Source organism: Streptomyces sp. NBC_00104 (genome assembly GCF_045160825.1).
Taxonomy (GTDB): domain Bacteria; phylum Actinomycetota; class Actinomycetes; order Streptomycetales; family Streptomycetaceae; genus Streptomyces.
Genome location: NZ_CP108215.1, coordinates 7,329,469 through 7,347,574, shown reverse-complemented (window position 1 = coordinate 7,347,574; position 18,106 = coordinate 7,329,469). Strand labels below are relative to the sequence as shown.

The following is an 18,106-nucleotide window of genomic DNA, read 5'->3' as shown; positions in this document are numbered from 1 at the left end:
CGGCACAACAGCGCCCCGGCACCGCCGAGTGCGGCGGTGCCGGGGCGACTGAAAGGGTATGGTCGCTTCGCGTGTCAGCCGACGACCTTCTTGAGGGCATCGCCGAGGGCGTCGGCCTCGTCAGGGGTCAGCTCGACGACGAGCCGACCGCCGCCTTCGAGCGGAACGCGCATGACGATGCCCCGCCCCTCCTTGGTCACCTCGAGCGGGCCATCGCCCGTCCGCGGCTTCATGGCCGCCATGCTCGTACCCCTTCCTGAAACCAGCTCATCGCCTAAGCCGACGGCCCGGGAGGGCAGGCGCGGGCCCACCTGGGGACACGCGACACCGGCATCGAACACATTGCTTCCAGGCCATTATCCCGCATCGCATGACCCGATGACCAACATCAGTCGGCATCGCTTGGGCAACGCGCGCGAGCAAAACCACTCAATTCGGCGATGTGGCTGCGATACTGCGCCGCCGCACGGTCCCGGGTCGGCGCTCGGCCATCGGTGATTCTTTGACGCAGGTCACACGTCAGGCCCCGGTCGTCACCCGTGATCTCCGCCATGCTGTGCTGTGACGAGGGCGTACTGACCAGTACGTCGTCAGCCGCGACCGGAGGGGAACCCCATGGCCGACACCGTGCTCTACGAGGTGCACGACGGACTCGCGACGATCACGCTGAACCGCCCCGAGGCGATGAACGCGCTGAACATCGCGACGAAGGTGGCGCTGCGGGAGGCCGTGGAGGCCGCCGCCGGGGACGACGCCGTACGGGCGGTGCTGCTGACCGCCGCCGGTGACCGGGCGTTCTGCGTGGGCCAGGACCTCAAGGAGCACATCGGGCTGCTGATCCAGGACAAGGAGACGGGCTCCCGGCAGACCATGTCCACCGTCCGTGAGCACTACAACCCCGTCGTGAAGGCCCTGACCGGCATGGGCAAGCCCGTGGTGGCGGGCGTGAACGGGGTGGCGGCCGGGGCCGGCTTCGGCTTCGCCCTCGCCGCGGACTTCCGTGTCGTCGCCGACACGGCCTCCTTCAACACGTCGTTCGCCGGGGTCGCGCTGACCGCCGACTCGGGGATCTCGTGGACCCTGCCGCGTGTGGTCGGCCCCGGCCGGGCCGCCGATCTGCTGCTCTTCCCGCGCAGCATCAGCGCCCAGGACGCGTTCGAGCTGGGGATCGCGAACCGGGTCGTGCCGGCGGCGGCGCTGGCGTCGGAGGCGGCGAAGGTCGCTCGCGCGCTGGCCGAGGGGCCGACCGTGGCCTACGCGGCGCTGAAGGAGTCGCTGGCGTTCGGGCTCACGCATTCTCTGGAGGAGGCTCTGGAGAAGGAGGACGAGCTGCAGACGCGGGCGGGGTCCTCCGAGGATCACGGGATCGCCGTACAGGCGTTCGTGAACAAGGAGAAGCCGAAGTATTCGGGGCGGTAAGGGGTGCGGGGGGGAACTGCGGGCGTGATCGCGATGCGGCAGTTGTGGAGCGCGCGGTTCCCCCCGCCGCCTAAAGGGCGCTCCTGGCCACGCATGTGTCCAGGTGGTCGTTCACCAGGCCGCAGGCCTGCATCAGCGCGTACGCCGTGGTCGGGCCGACGAAGCGGATGCCGCGCTTCTTGAGCGCCTTGGACAGGGCCGTGGACTCGGGGGTGACCGCCGGGACGTCCGCGAGATTCCTCGGCACCGGGCGGGTCGTCGGGTCCGGGGCGTGGGACCAGATCAGTTCGTCCAGGTCGCCGGGGGCCCAGGTGGACAGCTCGCGCGCGTTGGCGACGGTCGCCTCGATCTTGGCCCGGTTGCGGATGATGCCGGGGTCGGCGAGGAGGCGTTCCTGGTCGGCCTCCGTGAACATGGCGACCGAGGCGATCTTGAAGTCGGCGAAGGCGGAGCGGAAGCCCTCGCGGCGGCGCAGGATGGTGATCCAGGAGAGGCCGGACTGGAAGGCCTCCAGGCAGAGCCGCTCGTACAGGGCGTCGTCGCCGTGGACCGGGCGGCCCCACTCCTCGTCGTGGTACGCGACGTAGTCCTCGGTGGACAGAGCCCAGGGGCAGCGGAGTCCCCCGTCGGGGCCGGCGAGGGCGGTGCCGTCGCTCACTGGTGGTCGCCCTCCTCCGGCTTGTGCAGCGAGGTCACGGTCGCCGCGCGGGCGCCCGCGAGCGCGGACTCCAGGTCGGCGATACGGGCGTCCCGCTCGGCGATCTCGGCGCTGAGGCGGCCGAGGGCGTCGTCCACGTCCACCATGCGGTAGCCGCGGACGGCGACCGGGAAGCGGAGCGCCTCGACGTCCGCGCGGTTGACCGGGCGGTCCGCCGGAAGCGGGTCCTGGAGCCGCTCGCCCGAGGCCTCCGGCAGCACCGCGTTGTCGCCGCCGCCCACCACGGCGAGCGTCACCGCGGCGACCACGACCGCCAGCGCGACGACCAGGAACAAGAACATGAACATCGCTGGGTCCCCTCGAGTGTGTTCGGCTCCGATCGTGCCATGCGAGTCTGACAGTTAAGGTCGCAGGCGGTCGGGCAAGCCCGTCGATCCACGGAACGTACTGGGAAAGGTCACAGCGAATGCTCAGGCTGGGCAAGCGGGAATTCGGCCCGCACGAGCCGGTGATCATGGCGATCGTGAACCGGACGCCGGACTCCTTCTACGACCGGGGTGCCACCTTCCGGGACGAGCCGGCGCTCGCACGCGTGGAGCAGGCGGTCGCCGACGGCGCGGCCATCATCGACATCGGCGGGGTGAAGGCCGGGCCCGGGGAGGAAGTGACCGCGGCGGAGGAGGCGCGGCGGACCGTGGGGTTCGTCGCGGAGGTGCGGCGGCGGTTTCCCGAGGTGGTCATCAGCGTCGACACCTGGCGGCACGAGGTCGGTGAGGCCGTGTGCGAGGCCGGGGCGGATCTGCTCAACGACGCGTGGGGCGGGGTCGATCCGCGGCTCGCGGAGGTCGCGGCGCGGTATCGGGTGGGGCTGGTGTGTACGCACGCGGGCGGGGCGGAGCCTCGTACGCGACCGCATCGGGTCGAGTACGACGACGTCATGGCCGACATTCTCCGGGTGACCGTGGGGCTGGCGGAGCGGGCGGTGGCGCTGGGGGTGCCTCGGGAGTCCGTGATGATCGATCCGGGGCACGACTTCGGGAAGAACACGCGGCACAGTCTGGAGGCGACTCGGCGGCTCGGGGAGATGGTCGCGACGGGGTGGCCGGTGCTGGTGTCGCTGTCCAACAAGGACTTCGTGGGCGAGACGCTGGACAAACCGGTGAAGGAGCGGGTGGTGGGGACGTTGGCCACCACCGCGGTGTCCGCGTGGCTGGGGGCCCAGGTGTATCGGGTGCACGAGGTCGCGGAGACCCGTGAGGTGGTGGAGATGGTGGGGGCCATCGCGGGGTATCGGGGGCCTGCCGTGGCTCGGCGGGGGCTGGCCTAGGGCTTTTTCTCGCCCCCGCCACCCCTACCCGTCCCGTCCCGTCCCGTCCCGTCCCGTCCTCAAGGGGCTGCGCCCCTTTGGCCCCGCCCGTCTACCCGGGTCGTCGGGTGCGTGGGCGGGTGCGGGTGCGTCGGGGTTGATCGCGCAGTTGCCCGCGCCCCTTTCGGGGCGCGGGGCAGACACCGCCTAGCGGCCCGCCTCCTTCGAGACCAGGGCCACCGCCTCGTCCACGTCGTCCGTCACGTGGAAGAGGGTCAGGTCCTTTTCCGACGCCTTGCCCTGGGCGATGAGGGTGTTGGAGAGCCAGTCGACGAGGCCGCTCCAGTAGGACTCGCCGAAGAGGACGATGGGGAAGCGGGTGACCTTCTGGGTCTGGACGAGGGTGAGGGCCTCGAAGAGTTCGTCGAGGGTGCCGAGGCCGCCGGGGAGGACCACGAAGCCTTGCGCGTACTTGACGAACATCATCTTCCGCACGAAGAAGTAGCGGAAGTTGAGGCCGATGTCGACGTAGGGGTTGAGGCCCTGCTCGAAGGGGAGCTCGATACCGAGGCCGACGGACATGCCGCCCGCTTCGAGGGCACCCTTGTTGGCCGCCTCCATCGCGCCCGGGCCACCGCCGGTGATCACGGCGAAGCCGGCCTCCACCAGGCCGCGGCCGAGCCGGACGCCCGCCTCGTACTCCGGTGAGTCGGCCGGCGTACGGGCGGAGCCGAAGACGCTGATCGCGGGCGGGAGTTCGGCGAGGGTGCCGAAACCCTCGATGAACTCGGACTGGATGCGCAGGACACGCCAGGGGTCCGTGTGGACCCAGTCCGAGGGGCCGCCCGCGTCCAGCAGCCGCTGGTCCGTCGTGCTCGCCTGAACCTGGCCGCGTCTGCGCAGCACCGGCCCCAGCCGCTGCTCCTCCGGTGGCTGCTTCTTACCCTCGGGGTTGCCGGTCGCCATGTCCGCTCCCTCCGCCGTGCTGGTGGTTCACCTCAGCGTAGATCCATACGGGTTACGGACGGGGGACGTGAGCGTGTCCGCCGCGATCCGCCACCCCGTACAGGTGGTTGGACCAGTGGTCGTACCCGTGGATCACGCCGTCAGCCAGGACCTCAGACGCTCCTCGCCCGTCAGGATCTTCGCCGGGTCCACGCGTTCGTCGCGGCGGTGCGCCAAGTGCGGGTTGCCGGGGCCGTAGTTGACGGCCGGGACGCCGAGGGCGCTGAAGCGGGAGACGTCCGTCCAGCCGTACTTGGGCTGGGCGGTGCCTCCGACGGCCTCGATGAAGGCCGCGGCCGCCGGGTGGGACAGGCCGGGCAGCGCGCCGGGGCTGTGGTCGTCGACGATGAACTCCTCGACCCCGCAGTCGGCGAAGACCTCCCGAACGTGGGCGATGGCCTCCTGCTCCGTGCGGTCGGGCGCGTAGCGGAAGTTGACCGTCACCACGCACGCGTCGGGGATGACGTTGCCGGCGACGCCGCCCGAGATGCCGACCGCGTTCAGGCCCTCGCGGTACTCCAGGCCGTCGATCACCGGGTAGCGCGGTTCGTACGACGCCAGCTTCGCCAGGATCGGGGCCGCCGCGTGGATGGCGTTGGAGCCCATCCAGCCGCGGGCGGAGTGGGCGCGCTCGCCCTTGGTCGTCAGCAGGACCCGCAGGGTGCCCTGGCAGCCGCCCTCGACCTCGCCGTTCGTGGGTTCCAGGAGGACCGCGAAGTCGCCCTCCAGCCACTCGGGGTGGGCCTCGGAGACGTGCTTCAGTCCGTTCAGGTCCGCGGCGACCTCTTCGTTGTCGTAGAAGACGAAGGTCAGGTCGCGGTTGGGGGCCGGGACCGTGGCCGCGATCCGCAGCTGGACCGCGACGCCGGACTTCATGTCGCAGGTGCCGCAGCCCCACAGGACGCCGTCCTCGTCGAGGCGGGAGGGGACGTTGTCCGCGATGGGGACCGTGTCGATGTGGCCGGCCAGGATCACGCGCTCCGCGCGGCCCAGGTGCGTACGGGCGACGATGTTGTTGCCGAACCGGTCGACCGTGAGGTGCGGCAGGGCACGCAGGGCGGTCTCGATCGCGTCCGCGAGGGGCTTCTCGGTGCCGCTCTCGGAGGGGAAGTCGACGAGCTGCGCGGTGAGCCGCGCGGCGTCCAGCGTGAGGTCAATCGGGGTCTCGGCCATGTCACCGACCCTAACGCGCCGCCGGGGAGGGGCCGCCCGGGGAGGGGATCCGGTCACTCCCGTCACTCCCGCCTCCCTGTTCACATCACTGTTCACAACTCCTGCACGAGGGCCATTACTCTCCAGTACCTTGGACCGCGTGTCAGAGCCGTACCCCTTCCCCCCAGGTCCCCGCCCCCGCCGTCGCGGCCGTCGCGTGCTGCAGTTCATGGCGGCTTTCGTCGTGCTCGTCGCGATCGGGGCGTATCTCACCGTGCAGTACCTGACCGGGGGGAACGGCACACCGCGGTGCGTGGTCGTGTCCGGGGCGGACGACGGGGCGTCGTACGAGTTCACGCCCGAGCAGGCGGCGAACGCGGCGACGATCTCGGCGGTCGGCACCTCGCGCGAGCTGCCCGAGCGGGCCGTGACGATCGCGCTGGCGACCGCGCTCCAGGAGTCGGGCCTGCGCAACATCGCGCACGGCGACCGGGACTCCCTGGGCCTCTTCCAGCAGCGGCCGTCGCAGGGCTGGGGCACCGCGCAGCAGATCCAGGACCCGGTGTACGCGGCGGGCGAGTTCTACGAGCACCTCGTCAAGGTCGACGACTACGAGCAGCTGCCGCTGACGGTCGCCGCCCAGCGGGTGCAGCGCAGCGGCTACCCGGAGGCGTACGCCAAGCACGAGCCGGACGCCACGCTGCTCGCCGCCGCGCTGACCGGGCGGTCGGCGGCCACGCTGACGTGCGAGGGGCGCCGGGACACGACCGGCACCGGCACCGCCCTCGCGGGCGGTCCGGACGCCGTGCGCGGCGCGCTCGCGCGGGACTTCGGGGACGACGCGTTCGAGTCGGCCGGGGCGGTCGTCGACTCCGAGGACGGTGCCTCCGCCCAGGCGAGCCCGTCGCCGCGTCCGAGCGTCTCCCCCGTCGCCGGGACCGTCACCATCCCCCTCAAGGACGCCGGGGATGCCGGGGACGCCCAGGAGGCCCGGCGGCGCGGCTGGGAGCTGGCGCACTGGGCCGTGGCGAACTCCTCCCGCCTGGGCGTCGGGCGCGTCTCGTACGCGGGCCGGGAGTGGGTCGCCGAGGGCCGGGCCGGTGCGTGGCGCAAGGCCGAGGGCACGTCGGGCGACGCGGCCGGCTCCACCGCCGAGGTCCGAATCGTCACTGGACAGTAGGCCGCGCGGCTCACCCGTGCGGGGTACGCGCGGCGCGGCGAGTGGACGGGGTGCGCAGGTTTTCGCCTGCTCACCCTCGTCTCGCGGAAATCCTTGAGAACACAGGGCCGTAAGGATTCAGCAGACTGTCGGACCGGGTGGCGTTTGTCCGCATAGATTCGCATTCGATAATGCGACGCATTGCAAACTCTTTACGTCGGGTCGCCGCAACCTTCAGGGGCTTCGAGCGGTAGTCACTGCGTCCGAGCCCGGAACGGTCAACTCCCGGGCACGGTCGGACACTTCCACGTTCTCTTCCGTCAAAGGAGCACCATGTCCCTCCCCCTGACCCGCCGGATCGCCCGTGCCGCGCTGCTGACCGCAGCGGGAGCGGCCTCCGTGGTCGGTGCGGCCGGCTCCGCGAGTGCGGCGCCCGAACTGCCGGCCACCCCGAACCTGGGCGGCCTGTCCGCCGTGGACGGGACGAACGCCGGCAACACCGTGGACGGCGCGACGCAGAACGTCACCGGGGTCGCGAGCGACGCCGGCAGCAAGGCGGCCAAGCAGACCCTGCCGACCGTGAGCAAGACCGGCGGGAAGGCCGTCAAGACGACGACGCCCGTCGCGCAGAAGGCCGCCGGGGAGACCGCCGGCTCCGCCGGCACCGTTCTGGGTGACACCTCCAAGACGGCCACCAAGGGTGGACTGCCCACGGGGAAGCTGCCGGCGCAGAGCCCGCTCGGCTGACCTGCCGTACGTCGAAGGGGCCCGGGGAGATTCCCCGGGCCCCTTCGGGCCGTGTGCGGCAGGCCCTAGGCCTGGGACAGGCGTTCCACCGCTGCCGCCACCCGCTCGTCCGTCGCCGTGAAGGCCACGCGTACGTGGTGGTCGCCGGCGGGGCCGTAGAAGTCGCCGGGGGCGACGAGGATGCCGAGGTCGGCGAGGTGGGCGACGGTGGTCCAGCAGGACTCGCCCCGGGTGGCCCACAGGTAGAGGCTGGCCTCGCTGTGCTCGATGCGGAAGCCGTGGGAGACGAGGGCTTCGCGGAGGGCCGTGCGCCGGGCCACGTAGCGGGCGCGCTGCTCGTGGACGTGCTCGTCGTCGCCGAGGGCGGCGACGACGGCGGCCTGCGTGGGGGCCGAGGTCATCATGCCGCCGTGCTTGCGGATCTGGAGCAGGGGGCCGAGGACCGCCGGGTCGCCGGCGAGGAAGGCCGCGCGGTAGCCCGCCAGGTTGGAGCGCTTGGAGAGGGAGTGGACGGCGACGATGCCCTCGTACGAGCCGCCGTTCACGTCCGGGTGGAGGACCGAGACCGGGTCGGCGTCCCAGCCGAGCTCCAGGTAGCACTCGTCGGAGAAGAGCAGGATGCCGTGCTCGCGGGCCCAGGCGACGATCCGGGTCAGCTCGGACTTGGAGAGGACCTTGCCGGTGGGGTTGGACGGCGAGTTCAGCCAGAGGAGCTTGAGGCCGGCCGGGTCCAGGGCCGTCGGGTCGTCGTAGCTCTCGTGGTCGGCGCGGGCGAGGCGGGCGCCCACCTCGTACGTCGGGTAGGCCAGGCGCGGGTAGGCGACCCGGTCGCCGGGGCCGAGGCCCAGCTGGGTGGGGAGCCAGGCGACCAGTTCCTTGGAGCCGACGATCGGCAGGACGTGGTGGTGGGTGACGTCCCGGGCGCCGAGGCGGCGCTCCAGCCAGCCCGTGATCGCGTCACGCAGTCCGACCGTGCCCCACACGGTGGGGTAGCCCGGCGAGTCCGCCGCGGCGACCAGAGCTTTCTGGATCAGGTCGGGCACCGGGTCGACGGGGGTGCCGACGGAGAGGTCGACGATCCCACCGGGGTGAGCGGCGGCCGTCGCCTTGTACGGCTCCAGCTTGTCCCAGGGGAAGGTGGGGAGTCGGTCGCTGACTGCGGACACGGGATCTGACTCACTTTCTCGTACGTACGTTCCCGAGCGGCGGGACGGGCGCGTACGTACCGCTCGTACGGCGAACGCCTCGGTCCCGTACGGCGATCATGGTGATCGGGCCGTACGGGACCGAGGCGGCGCGGCTGCGGGCCGCAGGGGCCGTGCCCCGGGCCCGCGGCGTCGCTCTCAGGCCTGCGGCGGCAGTGCGGCGACGAAGGGGTGGTCGCGCTCGATCAGGCCGAGCTTGCTGGCACCACCGGGCGAGCCGAGCTCGTCGAAGAACTCGACGTTCGCCTTGTAGTAGTCCTTCCACTCCTCCGGGGTGTCGTCCTCGTAGAAGATCGCCTCAACCGGGCACACCGGCTCGCAGGCACCGCAGTCGACGCATTCATCCGGGTGGATGTAGAGGGACCGCTGACCCTCGTAGATGCAGTCGACCGGGCACTCTTCGATACATGCCTTGTCCTTGACGTCGACACAAGGCTGCGCGATGACGTAGGTCACGCTGTCGTTCCTCCTCGATAGGGCGCCGGCGGGCCTCCTCAGGCTCCGCCGCCTGGCGCGCGGGAGCGCGGCGTCGTCGATGCCCACACCTAGTATCTCCGTTCCGGGGCATGATCCGAACAGGAGGGGTGGACGGACCTGTGGAAATCTCTGTCGGTGGACGGCTCGAGATCCGTGTCTCCGCTGCTGACGTGGGCAAACGCGTGTCCGTGCGGCGCGTGGACGAGGATGCCGCCGGGGGTGGGAAATTCACCGACACGGTTGGTGTTCTCACATCATGGGACGACGGTGTCCTGTTGATCACCCGTCGGGACGGGGAGCGCGTGCGGATCGAGGAGTCCTCGCTGGTCGCGGGGAAGGTCGTGCCCGCCGCCCCCGCCCGCCGGCGCGGGCCCGCCGCCTCGTACGAGGAGCTGGCGCGGGTCGCCGCGCGGGCCTGGCAACCGGTCGAGCGGGAGCCGCTCGGTGAGTGGGAGCTGCGGGCCGCAGCCGGGTTCACCCGGCGCGCCAACTCGGTGCTGCCGCTCGGAGACCCCGGCCTGCCCCTGGACGACGCGCTGACGGCCGTACGGACCTGGTACGCGGCCCGGGGGCTGCCCGCGTTCCTCCAGCTGGCCACGGGCGCCGAGGGCACGCAGGAGCTGCTGTGCGCCGAGGTGGCGGACCGCGGCTGGGTGCGGGACGTCACCGCCGAGCTGTGGATCGGGGCGCTCGCGCCGGTGGCGGACCGGGAGGCGGCCGGGGTCGGACTCTCCCGGACGGCGGACGAGGCGTGGCTCGGCCGCTACCAGCGCAAGGGGCTCGGCGAGATCGCGCTGAAGGTGCTCGGGAGCGGCCCCTCGGTGTGGTTCGCGACCGTGCCGGGGGCCGGGGGTGCGGGGCCGGCCGCGATCGGCCGGTGTGTCGTGGACGGACGGTGGGCCGGGTTCTCGGCCGTCGAGGTCGATCCCGCCCAGCGGCGGCAAGGGCTCGCCACGACCGTGATGGCCGCGCTGGCGCGGCGGGCGCTGGACGAAGGGGCCTCGGCGGGCTGGCTGCAGGTGGAGACGGACAACTCGGGGGCGCGGGCGTTGTACGCGGGGATGGGGTTCGCGGCGCATCACTCGTATCACCACTACCGGGAGCCGGAGAACACCGGTCACGGTGGCGGCCCCGCCTCGGGCTCGGGCTCGAATTCCGACCCCGGCTCCGCATCGGGCTCGGGCTCAGACTCCGGCTCCGGCACCGGCACCGGCACCGAGCCGTATCGATCGTCGTGAGCGGGCACCACGCCGCTGTGCCGGCGCCACGTCCCCCCGAGCCGGAGCGGGCCGCCGAGGTGCGGCGGCGGTTCGCGGAGGAGGCGCGGGCCGAGCGGCCCGACCTGGCCCTGCTGTGTCTGCTGGTGGGGGCGGCGGGCGACGGGACGCTGGACGAGGCGGGCATCGACGCCGCCGAGATCGAACTCGACCGCCTCGCCGGGCTGATGCCGTACCGGCCCGACGGGCCCCGGGCCTGGGCGGTCGCGGCGGCCGAACTGCTCGGGGAGCGGTGCGGGTTCCGTGGTGCCGCCGCGGACTACCAGCGGCTGGAGTCGTCGCTGCTGCACCAGGTGCTCGTACGGCGGCGGGGGCTGCCGATCCTGTTGTCGGTGGTGTGGATGGAGGTGGCCCGGCGGGCGGGGGCGCCCGTGTACGGGGTCGCGCTGCCGGGGCACTTCGTGGTGGGGTTCGGGCCGCGTGAGGAACAGGTGCTCGCCGATCCGTTCGACGGGGGGCGGGTGCTGAGCGGGACCGACGCGGAGGTGCTGGTCGCGGGGGCTACGGGGGCGCCGCTGGACCCCGGGATGCTGAGTCCCGCCGATCCGTTGGACGTGGTGGTGCGGATCCTCAACAACGTGCGGGCGTGGGCGGCCGCGCGGCCCGAGCGGTCGGATGTCGCGTTGTGGGCGCTGGAGTTGTCGCTGGCGATGCCCTCGCATCCGGCGCGGTTGCGGTACGAGTGGGCGCGGCTGCTGGTCCAGCGGGGGGAGTTCGTCCGGGGAGCTGCCGAGCTGGAGGCCTATGCGGAGGTGGTGGCGGAGGTCGATTCCGGGGCGGCCGAGAAGATGCGGAGGCAGGCGGACGCGGCTCGGGCCCTGCTGAACTGAGGGTGCCCGATCGCCTGGGGAGTCGTTGTGTGCGGGTGCGGGTGCGGGTGCGGGTGCGGGTGCGGGTGCGGGTGCGGGTGCGGGTGCGGGTGCGGGTGCGGGTGCGGGTGCGGGTGCGGGTGCGTGGTGGCCGGCCGCGCGGTTCCCCGCGTCCCTGACGCCGCCGCGGCCCGCCGGCGGTCACCGCGGAGTCGGTGGCCGTCGTCGTGGTCGTCATGGGCACCATCGTCGGCGGGCGGGGGTGCGGTCGGCGGTGTCGGCGGTCCTGACCCCGGCATGACAGAGGCCATACCCGGGACAGCGACAAGGGGGCACCCGGCGTGTGCCGGGTGCCCCCTGCCCGATGCCGATCGGACCGGCTAGCTGGGGTCCGTCTCGATGACCGCCGTGCGGTCCGTCTTGCTCCTCAGGGCCAGACGGATGGCGCCGTAGACGTCCTCGACGGTGACCGGGGTCTTCTCACCGTTGGCGCGGGTGATGCGGACGTCGTCGAAGGTGCTGCCGTAGAGGTCCTTGAGGGCCTTCTCGTCATAGGAGTCGACGAGCTTGCCGTCGATGTTCTTGACGGTCAGGAACTTCCACAGGGAGTTCTCCGGGCTCATCGGGAGCGGGACGCTGCTCGCGGGGTTCGTCTGCACGACGATGTTGGCGGACATCGCCGGCTCCGCGAACTCCTTCATGAACCGGTCGACCTCGGCCTTGGCGACCGACGGCTCCTTGGTGGTGGTCGGCAGCTGCACGACGGCCGCCTTGCCGGTCTCGACCTGGGTGCGGTAGGCCTCCTCGACGGCGTCGGTGGACTTGTCGACGTCGATGCCCTTGCCCGCCTTGCCGTAGACGGCCACGGCCTTGCCGGCCTCGTACTTGACGGTGCCGTCGCTCGCCGAGCCGGAGCTGCCTGCGGCGCGCCGCAGGGCGGCCTCCAGCTTCTCCTCGTCGACGGGCATGACGGGGTCGACGACGCGCTTCTGACCGAAGAGCGCGCCGATCACGGAGACGGGGTTGTAGTCGCTGACGGCGGCGGCGCCGACCGTGGCCTGCTTGTCGAACTGGAGTCCGGCCTGGTCGGGCTTGAGGGAGACGGTCTCGCCGTCGACGGAGAGCTTCAGCGCCTCGTCCGTGCTCTTGCCGAAGGCCTGGTCGAGCTTGTTGACGGCCTCGTCACGGGTGCCGCCGCCGATGTCGACGCCGAGGACGGTGGTGCCCTTGGGGACGTCGGAGTGGTTCATCAGCAGACCGGCGCCGTAGACACCGCCGCCGAGGAAGATCACACCGCCGACGACCAGGCCGAGCTTGCTGCGGCCCTTCTTCTTGGCCGGCTTCGACGCCTTGGCGTTCTTCCCCGAGCCGGCCTTCTGCTGCGGGCCGGGGTCGGGCAGCTTCGGCGGGGTGTGCTGCACCGCGCCGTCGGGGCCGCCCGCGCCGAAGGGCGTGCCCTGGGTGCCGGGGGGCACGACCGGGATACCGCTGGTCAGCGTGTGCCCGGAGGGGTTGTCGACGAGGGGGCCGGGGCCGCCGTAGCCCGGAGTGCCCGGCTCGGGGGCGGGCCGCTGCGGGGTGAGGACGGCGGTGTCGTCGCTGAGGCCGCCGCCGGGGCGGGCGTAGGTGCCGGAGGCACCGGGCGCGGAGAAGTCGGCGTCGGGGCCGCCGAAGGGGTTGCCCTGGTAGCCGGGGTTGCCGGAGCCGCCCTGGGCGGGCGGCGGGCCGAGCGGGCTGTCGCCGGTGACGGGGCCGCCGGTGGGGCCCGACGGGCCGGAGCGGCCGTTCGGGCCGCCGGGGCGGCCGCCGTTGTCCGAGAAGTACGGCAGGTCGTCGCGCTCGGGCTTGGTGCCGGCCAGCGCGGCCGAGACGTCGAAGGAGCCGGTGCCGCCGCCGTGGCCGGGAGCGACCGGCTGGCCGCCGGTGGCACCGGGCAGCCCGGCGCCGTTCGTACCTCCGGGCCGGGGGCCGGCGCTCGCACCGGGGCGCTGGCCGCCGGGCTGTGCGCCGCCGGGGCCGCCCGCGCCGCCGGGGCGGGCGCCCGGGCCGGGGCCGCCCGGCGTGCCGGGTCCGGTGCCGCCGAGGGGCCCGGTGGAGAACCCTGCGCCGTTGCTGGCACCGCCGCCCGCGCCCTTCGGCGGCGGGGTGGAGCCCTTGCGGGGCGCGAACCAGTCGCTGGCGGGCTTGTCGTCGCCCGGTGCGTCGGGCACCGGCGCGGGCGCCGGGGGCTCCGTGAACACGGGCATGGCCGTGGTGCCGGTGGTCTCCGACACGGACCCGGTGTCGTCCGCGGCGCCCTCGCCGTCGCCGACCGGCTTGCGGACGACGACCGGCGGGATCGGGCGCGACCCGGGGATGTTGATCCGGACCCGCGTCGTCAGCGTGGTCTCGGTCTTGGGTCCGTCCGGTCGCTCGCCCGCGGCCGACCGGGCCGCGTCGGCGCCGGCCTCGGTGGCCATGGGCGTGCCGTACGGCGGTGTCCCCGACGGGTACGCGGTGCTGCCGCGCCCATTGGCCCCGGAGGACGAAGTGTCAGTTTCACGACTCAAGGCAGGTTCTCCCGGTTTGCTCCGCCGCCCGTCACGACCTCAACTCAGCGGGCAGCTCGGCGGCGCGCACCACCATACTGGCCACTTCCGGCGCGTATCCCACGACCGCGTGGGAAACCATCACGGGACCCGCACCTGGGTACCGCGGCGAAGTAGTACGTCACTTCCCAAGTCGGGCGTCGTGCCCGGTCGGTTGCCGCCCCCGTCCAAGGGTGGCGCACATCACAGCCACAGCCATGCCGCCGAGCAGGAAAAGATACGACCCGGCTCCCGCGCCGAACAGGAAGTCTCCCTCCGGTCGGGTGGACGTCAGCAGGACGACGGAGATCATCCAGCCGACGGCCGGCGCAACGGCCCCCGCTCGGCCGCCCGTCGCCCGGGCGCCGCCCAGGAAGAGCCCGGCCGCGCCGAGCAGCGCGAGCAGCAACCCGCCGGGGAACCAGGCCGCTTGGAGCAGTCCGCCGGCCACGCCGACCACGGCTCCCAGCACGAAGAGCCCCAGGTGGGCGGCGGCCCGCCCCAGTGGGGGAAACGTCAACGGTTCCGCGAGCGTACTGCCTTGCCCGCCCGTCGGACGGTCCTTCGCGTTCATCGCCGGCCCGCCTCTCGGCAGTCGTGCGAGCGCGCCACTCGTTTGTCATACACATGCGTACGCATCACAGGGCCGTTCCGTTCTGCCGTTCCTCGAAAGAAATGCCGGGAATCCCCTCGAACAAGTCGCTCTCCCGGCTCCCGCCTTCGCGTCTGCCGCGTACCAACTCGTAGTACTCGGTGGTCAGGAGGGGCTGGGCCAGCTGGTTGGAGAGGATGAAGTACGGCTCGTCGACCTCGATCTGGGTGGCGTGCGCGCGCATCGCGGCGGCCTTCGCTGCCGCGAAGCCGGTGCCGTCGATCTCGGTCGTGACGATGTGGTCGTCCACCACTCCGGGCACATCGGTGACGCTCGCGGCCTGTTTGAAGGGCAGCCGTCCGGGCTCGGCGAGATCGCGGCGGAGCCGGCCGAAGCCCTCCAGGAGCACCCCGCGCGGCACCCGGTTCCAGTAGACCTTGGCGATCTCCCAGGGCTCGCCCAGGTCGGGGCGGAAGTCCGGGTCGGGGGTCAGGTCCGCGGCGCGCATGGCGACGCGGTGGGCCTGGATGTGGTCGGGGTGGCCGTATCCGCCGTTGGGGTCATAGGTGACGAGGACCTGGGGGCGTACCTCGCGGATCACCCGGACCAGGTGGGCGGCGGCCTCGTCGACGTCGGCGGACCAGAAGGCACCGGGCCGCTCGTTCTGCTCGACACCCATCATCCCGGAGTCGCGGTAGCGGCCGGGGCCGCCGAGGAAGCGGTGGTCGGTGACGCCGAGCTCCTTCATGGCCTCGGCCAGCTCGTCCACCCGGTACGGGCCCAGCGTGTCGTCACGGTCGGGCGCGAGGTGGGCGAGACGGGGCGGGATGACCTCGCCCTCTTCGCCGAGGGTGCAGGTCACCAGCGTCACCCGCGCTCCCTCGGCCGCGTACTTGGCCATGGTCGCGCCGTTGTTGATCGACTCGTCGTCCGGGTGCGCGTGCACCAGGAGCAGTCGGCGGGCGACGCGAGAGGGGTGTCCCCCCGGCCGACGGCCGGGGGAGGGCAGATCCGTCATGGGGCCCACCCTACGAGGCCCTCTGACCGCGCCCGTGCCGGGCGCGGTCATTCACAGGAACGGTCGGCCGCGGGGGTCGAGGGCCTGGTGGAACAGGTCCCGGGACGGACCCCGGCGGCCGGAGGAGTCAGAACTTGATACTGCCGATCATGCCCGCGATGTTGGTCGTCAGCTCGCTGATCGTCGGCGCGATGGTCGAGGAGGCGAGATAGAAGCCGAGCAGGATGCAGATGATCGCGTGTGGTGCCTTCAACCCTGACTTCTTGATCAGGATGAAGACGATGATCGCCAGCAGCACCACCGCCGAAATCGAGAGTGCCACGGCGGCTCACCTCCAAAAGTTCCCTGGGACCTGGGGAGCGAAGCAGTTGTCGAGGGCTGACGGCGGGACCGTCGTCAACCGGTGACGTGGGTGACGCAGTTGTAAATCCATACAGCAGCCAGCAGGTTCATACCCACCCAGCGGTAGTGATCATAACTATCCATACGCGCGCATCGATCGGCGCACGGCCGCACAAGGGGGCGCATGGCCAATATGGTCGGGGCATGACGACCCAGCCCGAGTCCTTTCCCCGCCGACACGCCCGGACACAACGTTTCTCCCTCGGCGCGCCGAGGGCGTTCTCCGTCGCGCCGGACGGTTCCCGCGTGGTGTTCCTGCGGTCCTCGTCCGGCTCCGAGCGGGCCGGCAAGCTGTGGGTTCTGGACCTCCCGGACGGCGACGAGCGAGTGGCGGCCGACCCGGTCTCGCTGCTCGCCGGCGTCTCGGAGAAGCTGTCGGCCGAGGAGCGCGCACGCCGTGAGCGCAGCCGTGAGGGCGGCGCCGGGATCGTCGGATACGCGACCGACGCGGCCGTGGAGGTGGCCTCTTTCGCCTTGTCAGGGCGGCTTTTCGTGGCCGAGCTGCGGGTCGGCACGGCGCGTGAACTCCCCGTCCCCGGACCGGTGATCGACCCCCGCCCCTCCCCCGACGGCCGGTACGTCGGGTATGTGGCCCAGGGCGCGCTGCGGGTCGTCGAGGCGGAGGGCGGTGACGATCGGGCGCTCACCGAGGAGGGCCCGGAGAACGTCACCCACGGCCTGGCGGAGTTCATCGCGGCCGAGGAGATGGGCCGTTCGCGTGGTTTCTGGTGGTCGCCCGACTCGGACCGCCTGCTGGTGGCGCGCGTGGACGACACGCCGGTGCGCCGCTGGTGGATCTCGGACCCCGCGCAGCCGGAAAGGGACCCGCAGCGGGTGGCGTATCCGGTGGCCGGGACCGCCAACGCGGACGTACGGCTCTTCGTGATCGACCTGTCCGGGTCCCGCACGGAGGTCGTGTGGGACCGGGCGCGCTACCCGTATCTGGCGCATGTGCACTGGTCAGCGGCGGGTGCGCCGCTGATCCTGGTGCAGGCGCGGGACCAGCTCAGCCAGCTGTTCCTGGCCGTGGACCCGGACACGGGGGCGACCCGGATGGTGCACGCCGACGAAGATCCACATTGGCTTGATCTTTTCCCCGGGGTGCCCGCGTGGAGTCCGTCGGGGCGGCTCGTGCGTGTCGCGGACGAGGGCGGCGCGCGGGTGTTGGCGGTCGGTGAACGCCCGCTGACGGGACCGCAGTTGCACGTCCGCGCGGTTCTCGACGTGGCCGACGCCGATGTGCTGGTCTCCGCGTCGGCCGGGGCGGCGGCGGCCGATCCGGAGATCGGGGAGATCCACGTCTACCGCGTGAACGAGCTGGGCATGGAGCGCGTCTCGCAGGAGCCCGGCGTGCACTCGGCGGTGCGCGCCGGGGACGTGACCGTGCTCGTCTCGGCCGTTCCGGAGAAGGCGGGCACCCAGGTGCAGGTGCTGCGGGCCGGCAAGCGCGTGGCGACCGTAGCGTCTTATGCGGAAGATCCCGGTGTGTCACCGCGCGTGCTGTTTACACAGGGGGGCGCACGCCGCGTACCGTGCGCCCTGCTTATGCCGAGGGACTACGACGGGGTCACACCCCTACCGGTTCTCATGGACCCCTACGGCGGTCCACACGGCCCCCGGGTGCTCGCCGCCCACAACGCGCACCTCACCTCGCAGTGGTTCGCCGACCAGGGTTTCGCGGTGGTCGTCGCCGACGGGCGCGGCACCCCCGGCCGCTCCCCCGCCTGGGAGAAGGAGATCGACGGCGACTTCACGCTCTCCCTGGACGACCAGGTGGAGGCGCTGCACGACCTCGCGACGTCGCATCCGCTGGACCTGTCCCGGGTGGCGATCCGCGGCTGGTCGTACGGCGGCTGGCTCGCGGCCCTCGCGGTGCTGCGCCGCCCGGACGTCTTCCACGCGGGCATCGCGGGCGCCCCGGTCACCGACTGGCGGCTGTACGACACGCACTACACCGAGCGGTACCTGGGCGATCCGGCGAAGGCACCGGCGGCGTACGCGAAGAGCTCGCTGATCACGGACCAGGGGCTGTCCGCGCCCGCCGAGCCGCACCGCCCCCTGATGATCGTGCACGGCACCGCCGACGACAACGTCGTCTTCGCCCACGCCCTGCGCCTGTCCTCGGCCCTCCTCGCGGCCGGCCGCCCCCACGAGGTCCTGCCGCTCTCCGGGGTCACCCACATCACCCCCCAGGAACAGGTCGCGGAGAACCTGCTGCTGCTCCAGGTGGACTTCCTGAAGCGTTCGCTGGGGCCGGCGTAGGGACGGTCGGGCACGGCAACGGGCCGGGGCTACATGGCGAGCCCCGGCCCG

General features: G+C 72.3%; 19 protein-coding genes. 8 read left to right on the top strand and 11 right to left on the bottom strand.

Features of this window, described 5'->3' with window-relative positions; all coding sequences use genetic code 11:
- Positions 1-74: 74 nt before the first annotated feature.
- Complete coding sequence (locus tag OG272_RS32350; RefSeq protein WP_003966491.1) at positions 75-242, bottom strand: DUF3117 domain-containing protein; 168 nt, start codon at positions 240-242, stop codon at positions 75-77.
- Positions 243-615: 373 nt separating this feature from the next.
- Between OG272_RS32350 and OG272_RS32345 the strand changes: the two genes are divergently transcribed.
- The gene (locus OG272_RS32345) at positions 616-1,419 is read left to right on the top strand and encodes an enoyl-CoA hydratase-related protein (RefSeq protein WP_326577886.1); all 804 of its coding nucleotides are present in this window, start codon (positions 616-618) and stop codon (positions 1,417-1,419) included.
- 70 nt (positions 1,420-1,489) lie between these two features.
- Here OG272_RS32345 and OG272_RS32340 read toward each other — a convergent pair whose 3' ends face one another.
- The gene (locus tag OG272_RS32340; RefSeq protein ID WP_327727928.1) at positions 1,490-2,077 is read right to left on the bottom strand and encodes a DNA-3-methyladenine glycosylase I; all 588 of its coding nucleotides are present in this window, start codon (positions 2,075-2,077) and stop codon (positions 1,490-1,492) included.
- Positions 2,074-2,424, bottom strand: a complete 351-nt coding sequence (locus OG272_RS32335; protein WP_326577890.1) for a DivIVA domain-containing protein — start codon at positions 2,422-2,424, stop codon at positions 2,074-2,076. Before OG272_RS32335 ends, OG272_RS32340 begins: the two co-directional genes overlap by 4 nt.
- Positions 2,425-2,543: 119 nt before the next feature.
- Between OG272_RS32335 and folP the strand changes: the two genes are divergently transcribed.
- The gene (gene folP, locus OG272_RS32330) at positions 2,544-3,404 is read left to right on the top strand and encodes a dihydropteroate synthase (protein WP_327727929.1); all 861 of its coding nucleotides are present in this window, start codon (positions 2,544-2,546) and stop codon (positions 3,402-3,404) included.
- Between the two features lie 186 nt (positions 3,405-3,590).
- Here folP and OG272_RS32325 read toward each other — a convergent pair whose 3' ends face one another.
- Both OG272_RS32325 and dapE read right to left on the bottom strand, forming a co-directional pair.
- On the bottom strand, positions 3,591-4,349 hold the full coding sequence (locus OG272_RS32325) for a TIGR00730 family Rossman fold protein (RefSeq protein WP_326577894.1): 759 nt from the start codon (positions 4,347-4,349) through the stop codon (positions 3,591-3,593).
- Between the two features lie 132 nt (positions 4,350-4,481).
- Entirely contained in the window at positions 4,482-5,561 is a 1,080-nt protein-coding gene (gene dapE, locus OG272_RS32320) for a succinyl-diaminopimelate desuccinylase (protein WP_327727930.1), read from the bottom strand.
- A gap of 208 nt (positions 5,562-5,769) precedes the next feature.
- Between dapE and OG272_RS32315 the strand changes: the two genes are divergently transcribed.
- Both OG272_RS32315 and OG272_RS32310 read left to right on the top strand, forming a co-directional pair.
- A complete protein-coding gene (locus OG272_RS32315) occupies positions 5,770-6,720 on the top strand; it encodes a heavy metal transporter (protein WP_326577898.1) in 951 nt (316 codons plus the stop codon).
- 312 nt (positions 6,721-7,032) lie between these two features.
- Positions 7,033-7,446 carry an ATP-binding protein gene (locus OG272_RS32310; protein WP_326577900.1) on the top strand — a complete coding sequence of 138 codons (414 nt, stop codon included), beginning with the start codon at positions 7,033-7,035 and terminating at the stop codon, positions 7,444-7,446.
- A 65-nt stretch (positions 7,447-7,511) separates the two neighbouring features.
- On the opposite strand, the gene OG272_RS32305 is transcribed toward OG272_RS32310, so the two are convergent.
- Positions 7,512-8,612, bottom strand: a complete 1,101-nt coding sequence (locus OG272_RS32305; RefSeq protein WP_405895366.1) for a bifunctional succinyldiaminopimelate transaminase/glutamate-prephenate aminotransferase — start codon at positions 8,610-8,612, stop codon at positions 7,512-7,514.
- A gap of 177 nt (positions 8,613-8,789) precedes the next feature.
- Positions 8,790-9,107: a ferredoxin gene (fdxA, locus tag OG272_RS32300; protein WP_005480604.1), complete on the bottom strand. Its 318-nt coding sequence runs from the start codon at positions 9,105-9,107 to the stop codon at positions 8,790-8,792.
- Positions 9,108-9,247: 140 nt separating this feature from the next.
- Between fdxA and OG272_RS32295 the strand changes: the two genes are divergently transcribed.
- From OG272_RS32295 to OG272_RS32285, 3 genes are read left to right on the top strand one after another with little or no spacing between them, the layout of a single operon-like run.
- Positions 9,248-10,366 (top strand): GNAT family N-acetyltransferase, encoded by a 1,119-nt coding sequence (locus tag OG272_RS32295; RefSeq protein WP_327727932.1) that lies wholly within the window; start codon positions 9,248-9,250, stop codon positions 10,364-10,366.
- Between the two features lie 17 nt (positions 10,367-10,383).
- Complete coding sequence (locus tag OG272_RS32290) at positions 10,384-11,235, top strand: transglutaminase-like domain-containing protein (protein WP_326577910.1); 852 nt, start codon at positions 10,384-10,386, stop codon at positions 11,233-11,235.
- Positions 11,236-11,264: 29 nt separating this feature from the next.
- Positions 11,265-11,393: a hypothetical protein gene (locus OG272_RS32285; RefSeq protein ID WP_405895365.1), complete on the top strand. Its 129-nt coding sequence runs from the start codon at positions 11,265-11,267 to the stop codon at positions 11,391-11,393.
- Between the two features lie 201 nt (positions 11,394-11,594).
- On the opposite strand, the gene OG272_RS32280 is transcribed toward OG272_RS32285, so the two are convergent.
- The 4 genes from OG272_RS32280 to OG272_RS32265 form a co-directional block, all read right to left on the bottom strand.
- A complete protein-coding gene (locus OG272_RS32280; RefSeq protein ID WP_327727934.1) occupies positions 11,595-13,673 on the bottom strand; it encodes a hypothetical protein in 2,079 nt (692 codons plus the stop codon).
- A gap of 250 nt (positions 13,674-13,923) precedes the next feature.
- Positions 13,924-14,355, bottom strand: a complete 432-nt coding sequence (locus OG272_RS32275) for a DUF6113 family protein (RefSeq protein WP_326577914.1) — start codon at positions 14,353-14,355, stop codon at positions 13,924-13,926.
- Between the two features lie 64 nt (positions 14,356-14,419).
- On the bottom strand, positions 14,420-15,391 hold the full coding sequence (gene mshB, locus OG272_RS32270; protein WP_327727935.1) for an N-acetyl-1-D-myo-inositol-2-amino-2-deoxy-alpha-D-glucopyranoside deacetylase: 972 nt from the start codon (positions 15,389-15,391) through the stop codon (positions 14,420-14,422).
- Between the two features lie 127 nt (positions 15,392-15,518).
- Entirely contained in the window at positions 15,519-15,713 is a 195-nt protein-coding gene (locus tag OG272_RS32265) for a hypothetical protein (protein ID WP_005480627.1), read from the bottom strand.
- Positions 15,714-15,937: 224 nt separating this feature from the next.
- Between OG272_RS32265 and OG272_RS32260 the strand changes: the two genes are divergently transcribed.
- Entirely contained in the window at positions 15,938-18,055 is a 2,118-nt protein-coding gene (locus tag OG272_RS32260; protein ID WP_327727936.1) for a prolyl oligopeptidase family serine peptidase, read from the top strand.
- Positions 18,056-18,106 lie beyond the last annotated feature (51 nt).

What these genes read in the sequence shown, in the direction of transcription:
- OG272_RS32350 (WP_003966491.1), bottom strand. Translation starts at nt 242, where the DNA reads ATGGCGGCCATGAAGCCGCGGACGGGCGATGGCCCGCTCGAGGTGACC.
- OG272_RS32345 (WP_326577886.1), top strand. Translation starts at nt 616, where the DNA reads ATGGCCGACACCGTGCTCTACGAGGTGCACGACGGACTCGCGACGATC.
- OG272_RS32335 (WP_326577890.1), bottom strand. Translation starts at nt 2,424, where the DNA reads ATGTTCATGTTCTTGTTCCTGGTCGTCGCGCTGGCGGTCGTGGTCGCC.
- folP (WP_327727929.1), top strand. Translation starts at nt 2,544, where the DNA reads ATGCTCAGGCTGGGCAAGCGGGAATTCGGCCCGCACGAGCCGGTGATC.
- OG272_RS32325 (WP_326577894.1), bottom strand. Translation starts at nt 4,349, where the DNA reads ATGGCGACCGGCAACCCCGAGGGTAAGAAGCAGCCACCGGAGGAGCAG.
- dapE (WP_327727930.1), bottom strand. Translation starts at nt 5,561, where the DNA reads ATGGCCGAGACCCCGATTGACCTCACGCTGGACGCCGCGCGGCTCACC.
- OG272_RS32315 (WP_326577898.1), top strand. Translation starts at nt 5,770, where the DNA reads ATGGCGGCTTTCGTCGTGCTCGTCGCGATCGGGGCGTATCTCACCGTG.
- OG272_RS32310 (WP_326577900.1), top strand. Translation starts at nt 7,033, where the DNA reads ATGTCCCTCCCCCTGACCCGCCGGATCGCCCGTGCCGCGCTGCTGACC.
- OG272_RS32280 (WP_327727934.1), bottom strand. Translation starts at nt 13,673, where the DNA reads ATGGCCACCGAGGCCGGCGCCGACGCGGCCCGGTCGGCCGCGGGCGAG.
- OG272_RS32275 (WP_326577914.1), bottom strand. Translation starts at nt 14,355, where the DNA reads ATGAACGCGAAGGACCGTCCGACGGGCGGGCAAGGCAGTACGCTCGCG.
- mshB (WP_327727935.1), bottom strand. Translation starts at nt 15,391, where the DNA reads ATGACGGATCTGCCCTCCCCCGGCCGTCGGCCGGGGGGACACCCCTCT.
- OG272_RS32260 (WP_327727936.1), top strand. Translation starts at nt 15,938, where the DNA reads ATGACGACCCAGCCCGAGTCCTTTCCCCGCCGACACGCCCGGACACAA.